This window comes from Streptomyces sp. NPDC057654 (genome assembly GCF_042800135.1).
Lineage (GTDB): Bacteria > Actinomycetota > Actinomycetes > Streptomycetales > Streptomycetaceae > Streptomyces.
The window spans coordinates 1-9,314 of record NZ_JBHVHQ010000287.1 but is presented as its reverse complement, the minus strand read 5'-3'; the positions used below and the strand labels follow the sequence as shown (position 1 = coordinate 9,314).

The window sequence follows — 9,314 nt, the reverse complement described above, 5'->3', positions numbered from 1 at the left end:
CCTTCGAGGCGCTCGGGGAGGGCTTGGTGTGGTGCTTGCCGCCGGGCGCGGCCGGCTTGCCGCTGCCGGCGCCCGTGCTGGGCCCCTGCGTGCCGGGGTGGGTGCGCTTGCCGGGGTGCTGCGGGAGCGGCGAGCCGGGCAGGTGGTTGGCGGGCGGGTCGCTGGGGCCGGGGACGTCGGCGGTGTCGGAGGAGCGCACGGCACCGCCGAGCAGCGAGCCGACCAGCAGCGTGACACCCGTGACGAAGGCGGCCATGATCCCGCCGCGGCGCAGTACGCGCCTGCGGAGGTCCCGCAGCTCGGAGCGCGGGCCGAGCCTGCGCCACGCCTCCCCCGCGAGCCTGCCGTCCACGGAGTAGACGGGCGCGCCCGCGATGATCAGCGGGCTCCAGGCGGCCAGATAGATGATGTCGGGCGCGTCGTAGGCGGGCACGGTCCGCCAGCTGACGGTCAGCAGCAGGATCGCGGAGAGCAGCGCGCCGACGGAGGCCGCGAGCCGCTGCCAGAGGCCGAGGACGGTGAGGACGCCTACGGTCACCTGGAGGAACGCGACGGTGAGACCCGCGCCGACGGGGTGGGCGAGGGCGAAGTCGCGCAGGGGCGAGGCGACGGCCCAGGGGTGCAGGGAGCTGAGCCAGGTGACCATGGAGCCGCGGCGGCCGCCGTCGAAGTAGACGGGGTCGCAGAGCTTGCCCATGCCGGCGTAGATGGAGATGAAGCCGAGGAAGACGCGCAGGGGAAGCAGGACGACGCCGAGGTTCATGCGGCGTCCGGGGTAGTAGGCGTGCCGTACGTCGTCGGTCCGCTGCGGGCGCGCGGTGACCTCGTCGTCGAACTCGTCCGGCCCGTAGGGCTCTTCGTCGTACGCGCCCCGGGCGGGCCGTACGCCGTGCAGGAGTTCGCGCGGCGGGTCGGAGGCGGCCGGGTGTTCGACGGGGCCGCGCGGTCCGACGACGGTGTTCCGGCCGGTCGGCGCGTCGTCGACGCGGACGCGGGGCAGCACCTGGGTCGAGCCGGCGTCCGCGGGGGCCTCGCCGTGCCGGTCGTCGACGGCGGTCGCCAGGCCGGAGTGGCGTACGGCTTGCAGGAGTTCGGTGGCGGCGGGGTCGCCGGGCGCGGTCCGTCCGCTCCACACGACCGGGGCGCGGCGGCGGGCCGGACCGCCGACGACGGGGATCTTCGCCGTGTCGGCCAGGCCGGCGAACTGCCGGGCGGCGCGCGGGGGTCGGGCGAGCTGTACGCGGAAGCTCAGGTGGTTGACGATGACTTGCGCCGGGTCGCTCGGGACCTTCACCGTGCTCAGCGCGGGCTGGTCGTCGTATCCCGGCGAGCTTCCCCCCGTGGGGCGGGGTGTTCTGGTGTCCACACTCATCTAACCGAGTGACGGGTGTTTAGGACACTGCTTGACCGCGCCGAACTGTCCGAGACCCGTCAAGGCGGGGGCCCCGGAGCAGGCGCCGCCGCCCCGCCCCCGGCCCGGGACGGAGCGGCGCGCGGCGGGTCAGGCGCGCTGCCTGGCCGCCTCGTAGAGCACGACGCCCGCGGCGACGCCCGCGTTCAGCGACTCCGCGCCGCCCGGCATCGGGATGCGGACCCGCAGATCGCAGGTCTCGCCGACGAGCCGGGACAGGCCCTTGCCCTCGCTGCCGATGACGATCACGACGGGGCCGTCGAACGCCTGCACGTCGCCGAGCTCCGTGTCGCCCTCGCCCGCGAGGCCCACGACCGTGAGCCCGGCCTTCTGGTACGCCTCCAGCACGCGCGTCATGTTGGCGGCGCGCGCCACGGGCGTACGGGCGGCGGTGCCCGCCGACGTCTTCCAGGCCCCGGCGGTCATGCCGGCCGCGCGGCGCTCGGGGACGACGACTCCGTGGCCGCCGAAGGCGGAGACGGAGCGGACGATCGCGCCGAGGTTGCGGGGGTCGGTGATCCCGTCGAGCACGACGATTAGCGGGTCCTCGCCGGCGTCGAAGGCGGCGGCGGTGAGGTCGTCCGGGTGCGCGTAGTCGTACGGCGGGACCTGGAGGACGACGCCCTGGTGGTTGAGGCCGTTCGTCATCCGGTCCAGCTCGGGCCGGGGCGCTTCCATGAGGTTCATGCCGCGCTCGGTGGCGAGCTGGATGGCCTCGCGCACACGCTCGTCGCTGTCGATGTACTGCTGGACGTAGAGCGTGTTGGCGGGCACGCCCTCGCGCAGCGCCTCGGCGACCGGGTTGCGGCCGACGACGAGCTCGTTGGTGCCCTTGGGGCCGCCGCGGCGCGGCGCGGGGCGCTTGGCCTCGTGCCGCGCCTTGGCGGTGGCGACGCGGTTCTTCTTGTGTCCCTTACGGGCGGAGGCGGGCGGAGTGGGGCCCTTGCCCTCCAGCGCCTTGCGCCGGTTGCCGCCACTGCCGACCTGCATGCCCTTCTTGTTGGACGTGCGGCGGTTTCTGCGTTGGCTGTTCCCGGCCATGGGTCACCTGTCTCTTCACTGCTGCGAGCCGCCCGGGACGGCTCGGAAAACGTACGTACGACAAGTGTCGCTCAGGAGAGCGACCAGCGCGGGCCGGAGGGGGTGTCCTCGATCGCGAGGCCGGACTGCTGGAGCTGGTCGCGGATCGCGTCGGCCGTGCCGTAGTCCTTCCGGGCGCGGGCCGCCTGCCGCTGTTCCAGTACGAGCCGGACCAGCGAGTCCACGACGCCGTGCAGATCCTCGCCGCGGCCGCTCGCGCCGCCGGACCACTGCTCGTCGAGCGGGTCGAGGCCCAGCACGCGGAGCATGGCCCGTACCTCGGCGAGGCGGGCGACGGCGGTCTCCTTGTCGTCGGCGGTCAGCGCGGAGTTGCCCTGGCGGACGGTGGTGTGCACGATCGCGAGCGCCTGCGGGACGCCGAGGTCGTCGTCCATCGCCTCGGCGAAGGCGAGCGGCACCTCGTCGGCGGGCTCGACGGTCTTGCCCGCCTTCTCGCAGACCCGCTGCACGAACCCCTCGATCCGCGCGAACGCGGACTCGGCCTCGCGCAGCGCCTCCTCGCTGTACTCGATCATCGACCGGTAGTGCGGGGTGCCCAGGTAGTAGCGGAGCACGATGGGCCGCCAGCGCTTGACCATGTCCGAGACCAGCACCGAGTTGTCCAGCGACTTGGACATCTTCTCGCCGCTCATGGTGACCCACGCGTTGTGGCACCAGTAGCCGGCGAAGTCGTCGCCGTACCCCTTGGCCTGCGCGATCTCGTTCTCGTGGTGCGGGAAGATCAGGTCGATGCCGCCGCCGTGGATGTCGAACGCCTCGCCCAGGTACTTGTGGGCCATCGCCGAGCACTCCAGGTGCCAGCCGGGCCGGCCGCGCCCCCAGGGCGTGTCCCAGCTGGGCTCGCCGGGCTTGACGGCCTTCCACATGGCGAAGTCGCGCGGGTCGCGCTTGCCGGTCTCGCCCTCGGCCGAGGGCTGGAGCAGGTCGTCGAGGCTCTGGTTGGACAGCGCGAGGTAGTCCGGGTACGAGCGCACGTCGAAGTAGACGTTGCCGTCGGCGGCGTAGGCGTGGCCGCGCTCGATGAGGCCGCGCATCATCTCGATCATCTCGGGGATGTGCCCGGTGGCGCGCGGCTCGTAGGTCGGCCGCAGGCAGCCGAGCGCGTCGTACGCGGCGTTGAAGGCGCATTCGTTGCGGTACCCGATGGCCCACCACGGCTCGCCGTACTCGGCCGCCTTCTTGATGATCTTGTCGTCGATGTCGGTGACGTTGCGCACGAATGTCACGTCGTAACCGCGGTAGACGAACCACCGGCGCATGATGTCGAAGTTGAGTCCGGAACGGATGTGCCCGATATGCGGGGCGGCCTGCACGGTCGCGCCACAGAGGTAGATCGAGACACAGCCCGGCGACAGCGGGATGAAATCACGGATCTGCCGGGCGCTGGTGTCGTACAGGCGAATGCTCACGCAACAAGGGTAGTGGGCCTGCGGCGGTGCCTCACCCGTCCATCCGCTTTGACCTCTATTTGCGTTTTGCATCTATATGAGGGGTAACCGTGGTAGCTTCCCCGGCACGCCTTGCCTGCCCGGTGGGGCCACGGGGAAACCAGGAGCAGGAATCAGGAGGAGCGTTGCACTCCACACTGCCCGTACAGCAGGAGGCGCCGAGCACCACACCGGTCGCACCGGTAGTACCTGATGGGCAGCGCGGCAGACGGCTGGCCGCCCTCGACGGACTGCGGCTCTTCGCGGCGCTGATGGTGGTCGCGTACCACTACATCGCGTTCGACAGCGGCGCCTGGCCCAGATCCTCGAAAACCCTCTTTCCCACCGCCTATCTGCCGGCCTCCTACGGCTGGCTGGGCGTCGAGCTCTTCTTCGTCATCAGCGGCTTCGTCATCTGCATGAGCTGCTGGGGAAAGAGCCTCGGGCAGTTCGCCCTCTCGCGGATCACCCGGCTCTACCCCGCGTACTGGTTCGCGGTCGCCCTCGTCTCCCTCGTCGTCTTCATCTGGCCGGTGGTCAACGAGGCCCCCTCATGGGGTGACGCCGCCGTCAACCTGACGATGTTCCAGGACCCCCTCGGGGTGACGCCGGTCGACGGCGTGTACTGGACGCTCTGGATGGAGATGCGGTTCTACCTGCTCTTCGCGCTCGTCGCGTGGCGCGGGCTCACGTACAAGAGAGCCGTAACGTTCTGCCTGCTGTGGGCCATCGCGGCGATCGTCGCCGAGGCCGTCGACAACAGCCTGCTCAGCCAGCTGCTGCTGCCGGACAACTGCTGGTACTTCATCGCGGGCATCGCCTTCTATCTGATGCACCGCTTCCGGCCGAATGTGCTGCTGTGGGCCATCGTCGGCGGCTGCTTCCTGATCGGCCAGCACTATCTGCTCCAGGCCCACGCGCGCGCCGAGGAGCACATGGGCCACCAGATCCCGAGCTGGCCGACCGTCGTCATCCTCGCGCTGTTCTTCCTGCTGGTCGCGGCCGTGGCGCTGGGCTGGACCCGGCGGATCAACTGGCGGTGGCTGTCCACGGCGGGCGTGCTGACCTACCCGCTGTACCTCGTCCACGAGCGCGTCGGCTGGGTGGTCATCGAGCACCTCGCGGGCCATGTGCCGCACTACGTGCTGCTGCCGGGCCTGGTCGCGGCGATGCTCGGGTTCGCGTACCTCGTGCACCGCTTCGTGGAGCGCCCGCTGGCCCGCCGGCTCAAGCGCGGGTTGCAGCGGGCGGTCACGGAGATCAGAGCCGGTTAGGGCGCGTGCCGTCGTACGGACTGCGGGCTGTACGGGCCGACGGCTGTACGGGCCGACAGCTGTACGGGCCGACGGCTCAGATCGAGCCGACGACCTTCTCCGGGGTGATCCGTACGACCACGCGCTGCGCGTCGTCCTTGGAGCCGGGGTTGAAGTCGGCGTAGTCCTGACCGGTGTACTTCTGCGACAGCTCGTCGATCAGCGAGCTGCTGTCCTCGGTGACCGTGGCGGTGCCGCGGACCTCGGCGTAGGAGTACGGCGCGTCGGCCGGGTTGACCATCACGGTGATCCGGGGGTCGCGGCGCAGATTCTTCTCCTTGCGCCGGCCGATCGTCGTGGAGAACAGCAGGTCGTCGCCATCCCGCTTGATCCATACGACCGACAGCTGCGGGCTGCCGTCGGGCTGGATGGTCGCGACGGTCGCGAAGACCGGGCTGTCCACGAGTTGCTTGAGGGCTTCGGAGAGTGCGGCTGCCATGACGGTGACCCTTCACTGCGCTGTCGTTGCCGGATACGGCCGGGCCGTTCGATCCGTACCCAACTCCCCGCCGCGCACCCGCATTCCCGGCCCGTCCGTCACTCGTACGGGCGTCGGCCACGATCCGCCGCAGCGCCCCCGGTACGGCCCCTCAGACCCTGACGAGGAGCGCGGTCGCGACGGCCGCGAGGCCCTCCGCGCGGCCGGTCAGGCCGAGCCCGTCCGACGTGGTGCCGGAGACCGAGACGGGCGCGCCGACCGCTTCCGACAGCGCCTTCTGGGCCTCGTCGCGCCGCTTGCCGATCTTCGGCCGCACGCCGATCACCTGGATCGCGATATTGCCGATCTCGAACCCGGCGGCCCGTACGATCCGCGCGGCCTCGGCCAGCAGGACGGCGCCCGCGGCCCCGGACCACTCGGGCCGGTCCGTGCCGAAGTGGGCGCCGAGGTCGCCGACGCCGGCGGCGGAGAACAGCGCGTCGCAGGCGGCGTGCGCGGCGACGTCGCCGTCGGAGTGGCCCGCGAGGCCGTGCGTCGCGTCCTCCCAGAGCAGGCCCGCGCACCACAGCTCGCGGCCCTCCTCGAAGGCGTGCACATCGGTGCCGATGCCGACGAGCGGCAGCGCCGGGCGCGCGGAGGGGGTGGGGTCAGAAGCCATCGTTGGCCCTCCTGCGGGCGAGTACGGCCTCGGCCAGGACCAGGTCCAGCGGCCGGGTCACCTTGAACGCCTCCTCGTGGCCGGGCACGAGGACGACCGGCACGCCGAGCCGCTCCACCATCCCGGCGTCGTCGGTGGCGCCGTCGCCCTCCAGGGCGACGCGCTCGTGCGCCTCGGCGAGCGTGGCGCGGTCGACGCCCTGGGGGGTCTGCACGGCGCGCAGCCGGGCCCGCTCGGGCGTGCCGACGACCGGTTCGGGCTCGCCGGCCGGGCGCGGCTCGACCTGCTTGACGGTGTCCGTGACCGGCAGGGCGGGCACGACCGCGGGGGCCCCGGCCCGTACGGCCGCGAGGACGGCGTCCACCGTGTCGACGGGGACGAGCGGGCGGGCCGCGTCGTGGACGAGGACGGCGGCGATGTCCGCGGGGAGCGCCGCGAGGCCGAGCCGTACGGACTCCTGGCGGGTGTCGCCGCCGGGGACGACGAGCACGTCGGTGCGGTCCGCGAGCGGGTACTCGTCGAGGAGGTTGCGCACCTCGGCTGCCCCGTCGGCGGGGGCGACCACGACGACGAGGGAGACGGCGCGGGAGGCGGCCATCGCCCGTACGGCGTGGATCAGCATGGGGGTGCCGTTCAGCGCCCGGAGCGCCTTGGGGGCGCCGGGGCCGAGGCGGACGCCGCGGCCGGCCGCCGGGATGACCGCGGCGGTGCGTACGGGCGTACGAGCGGTCGCCGTTCGGACGGCCGTACGGGCGGGCGTGGCGTCCGCGGCGCTCCCGGACGTGGTCTCCGGGGCGCGGTCGGAGTTCGCGTTGGCGTTCAGGTTTGCTTCCTCGGCCGAGTTGGGTATGGCCACAGCGTGCCGGGCGCGAAGCCCCGATCAGCCCCTTCCGTGACAGCTGGTCGAGCCAGCCGCCCGGGTCCGGCACGCCGAGTAGGGCGGGCGGTGCACCGAGCGCAGAGATGCCGCAGCGCCCGGCGATTGACTTCCGTCATTCACACGGGCACCGCGGCACCACTGCCTCTGAGAGCACTTGCCTTACGTCGAGCTGTCATGCGACATGCGTGGCGTCAGGTCAGGACGCGAGGACCTCGTCGAGCAGGGCCTCGGCCTTGTCTTCGTTGGTGTTCTCCGCGAGGGCGAGCTCGCTCACCAGGATCTGGCGGGCCTTGGCGAGCATCCGCTTCTCACCTGCGGAGAGTCCGCGCTCGCGCTCACGGCGCCACAGGTCGCGGACGACCTCGGCGACCTTGATCACGTCGCCTGACGCGAGCTTCTCCAGGTTTGCCTTGTAGCGGCGGGACCAGTTCGTCGGCTCTTCCGCATACGGTGCGCGGAGCACCTCGAAGACCCGGTCGAGCCCGTCCTGGCCGACCACATCGCGCACGCCGACGAACTCCGCATTGTCCGCTGGCACGCGAACCGTGAGGTCACCCTGGGCGACCTTCAGCACCAAGTAGGTCTTGTCCACGCCTTTGATCTGGCGAGTTTCGATGGCCTCGATCAGCGCGGCCCCGTGATGGGGATAGACCACGGTGTCGCCAACCTTGAACGTCATGTGACAGGTACCCCTTCCGTGGCTATCCAGTCTAACACGGGAACAGACGGTTCTGAATGGCGTTTTCGCAGGTCAGGGCATATCTCAGGGCTTGACAACAACGACCGGAACGTGCTGCGGAAGCGGTGCGGAAGCAGGTATTCGCAGGTGGGAGCCGCTGTCCGGGCGGGGAGAAACAGGCACGTTACACGCTCTTGGGGCGGCCCAGGAGAGGGTCTACGTCCCGGTTTGCCGGAGTCCGAGTGGTGGACTTCCGCTACTCCGTTCGGGCCCTCTCCGGGTTCGCCACGACCGGATTCGCTAATTGATCACAAGAACGCGATCACTCCGTTGATCAATTCCGTGGCCTTCCCCGATGCGTCACGGAAGCCGCACGCATTCCTTACGGATATTTTCCCTCTCCGGCCGGGCGCGTCTTTTTCACGGGCCCGGCCGGGCTCTCATGGGCCCTCACGGGCTCGCGCGGGCTTCCGCGGACGCCTGCGAGCCGCTCGCGGAAGACGGCTCGCGGGAGGCCGTGGGGGCGCTTCGCCGACGGCCTGTCGACCATGGGGGCGGGTCGGGTGCGGCGGCCGTCCGGCGGCTCGGTAACCTGAGGCCGCTGACACACCCTTAGGGCGGCTTTACACCCGTGTACCGCCGTCCACGCCGTCCATCCGCGACCGGGCAGACCGTTCGGCCGCCGTAGCTCGTCTAGGAGATGCCGCCGCCGTGAGCAGCAGCCTTCGACGCGGCGCCCTCGCCGCCACCGCCCTCGTGCTCTCGATCGCACCGCTCTCCGCGTGCGCGGCGGGTACGAGCCCCCAGACCCTTGAGGTCAAGCCGGACAACGCCGCCGTGACGGTCGGCGACATCAAGGTCCAGAACGTGAACGTGATCACGCAGCCGGACCAGGACACCGAGGGCCCGGCCGTCATCACCGGCCACCTCTTCAACAACAGCCGCGACCCGCAGACGCTTGAGGGCATCAAGCTCTCCGGCAAGAGCCAGCCCGTGAAGATCACCCCCGCCAAGGGCAAGGGCCCGCTCGTGGTGCCCGCGCACGGCTCCGTGCAGCTCGGCGGCAAGGGCAACGCCTCCGCGGTGCTGGAGAGCGGCCGGGAGGGCCTGAAGGACGGGGAGCAGCAGCCGCTCGTCTTCGACTTCAGCTCGACGGGTGACGTGCGCGTGGGCGCGTTCGTCGTCCCGGCGACGAGCTACTTCAAGGAGTGGGGCCCCAGCGCGATGCCCTCGCCGTCCCAGACGGGCGCGGGGAAGCCGGGCGGCACCCCGACGGGCAACCCCACGGGCGACGCCGCGGACAAGCCCGGCGGGAAGAACTCGGCCACCCCGACGCACGGCGCGACGCCGGGCGGCAACGGCGCGGAGAACAACACGCCGGACGGCGACAAGGGCCAGCAGAACGC

At 71.4% G+C, this 9,314-nt stretch carries 9 protein-coding genes; 2 read left to right on the top strand and 7 right to left on the bottom strand.

Translation table 11 applies throughout. The annotated features are described in order from the left end of the window. The 3 genes from ACFU99_RS21440 to cysS all read right to left on the bottom strand — a co-directional run. A partial coding sequence (locus ACFU99_RS21440; protein WP_384394325.1) for a DoxX family protein occupies window positions 1-1,372 on the bottom strand: 1,372 nt, incomplete at its 3' end. Between the two features lie 129 nt (window positions 1,373-1,501). Then, window positions 1,502-2,452 (bottom strand): 23S rRNA (guanosine(2251)-2'-O)-methyltransferase RlmB, encoded by a 951-nt coding sequence (rlmB, locus tag ACFU99_RS21435; protein ID WP_384394324.1) that lies wholly within the window; start codon window positions 2,450-2,452, stop codon window positions 1,502-1,504. 71 nt (window positions 2,453-2,523) lie between these two features. Further along, window positions 2,524-3,921 (bottom strand): cysteine--tRNA ligase, encoded by a 1,398-nt coding sequence (gene cysS, locus ACFU99_RS21430; RefSeq protein ID WP_384394322.1) that lies wholly within the window; start codon window positions 3,919-3,921, stop codon window positions 2,524-2,526. A 164-nt stretch (window positions 3,922-4,085) separates the two neighbouring features. On the opposite strand from cysS, the gene ACFU99_RS21425 reads away from it, so the two are divergent. Next, the gene (locus tag ACFU99_RS21425; protein ID WP_384394320.1) at window positions 4,086-5,213 is read left to right on the top strand and encodes an acyltransferase family protein; all 1,128 of its coding nucleotides are present in this window, start codon (window positions 4,086-4,088) and stop codon (window positions 5,211-5,213) included. Between the two features lie 76 nt (window positions 5,214-5,289). Here the strand turns inward: ACFU99_RS21425 and ACFU99_RS21420 are convergent, their stop codons facing one another. The 4 genes from ACFU99_RS21420 to ACFU99_RS21405 form a co-directional block, all read right to left on the bottom strand. Next, the gene (locus ACFU99_RS21420; protein ID WP_384394319.1) at window positions 5,290-5,691 is read right to left on the bottom strand and encodes a PPOX class F420-dependent oxidoreductase; all 402 of its coding nucleotides are present in this window, start codon (window positions 5,689-5,691) and stop codon (window positions 5,290-5,292) included. Between the two features lie 151 nt (window positions 5,692-5,842). Beyond that, window positions 5,843-6,349: a 2-C-methyl-D-erythritol 2,4-cyclodiphosphate synthase gene (ispF, locus tag ACFU99_RS21415; RefSeq protein ID WP_384394317.1), complete on the bottom strand. Its 507-nt coding sequence runs from the start codon at window positions 6,347-6,349 to the stop codon at window positions 5,843-5,845. Further along, entirely contained in the window at window positions 6,339-7,046 is a 708-nt protein-coding gene (gene ispD, locus ACFU99_RS21410; RefSeq protein WP_384394327.1) for a 2-C-methyl-D-erythritol 4-phosphate cytidylyltransferase, read from the bottom strand. Before ispD ends, ispF begins: the two co-directional genes overlap by 11 nt. Window positions 7,047-7,425: 379 nt before the next feature. Continuing rightward, window positions 7,426-7,908 (bottom strand): CarD family transcriptional regulator, encoded by a 483-nt coding sequence (locus tag ACFU99_RS21405; RefSeq protein ID WP_003953493.1) that lies wholly within the window; start codon window positions 7,906-7,908, stop codon window positions 7,426-7,428. Between the two features lie 711 nt (window positions 7,909-8,619). On the opposite strand from ACFU99_RS21405, the gene ACFU99_RS21400 reads away from it, so the two are divergent. Further along, window positions 8,620-9,314: DUF461 domain-containing protein (locus tag ACFU99_RS21400; protein WP_384394315.1), on the top strand; the 695-nt coding region annotated here is incomplete at its 3' end.

Bases quoted from the DNA above. Each gene is read 5' to 3' on its own strand.
- rlmB (WP_384394324.1), bottom strand. From the start codon at position 2,452: ATGGCCGGGAACAGCCAACGCAGAAACCGCCGCACGTCCAACAAGAAG.
- ispF (WP_384394317.1), bottom strand. From the start codon at position 6,349: ATGGCTTCTGACCCCACCCCCTCCGCGCGCCCGGCGCTGCCGCTCGTC.
- ACFU99_RS21405 (WP_003953493.1), bottom strand. From the start codon at position 7,908: ATGACGTTCAAGGTTGGCGACACCGTGGTCTATCCCCATCACGGGGCC.
- ACFU99_RS21420 (WP_384394319.1), bottom strand. From the start codon at position 5,691: ATGGCAGCCGCACTCTCCGAAGCCCTCAAGCAACTCGTGGACAGCCCG.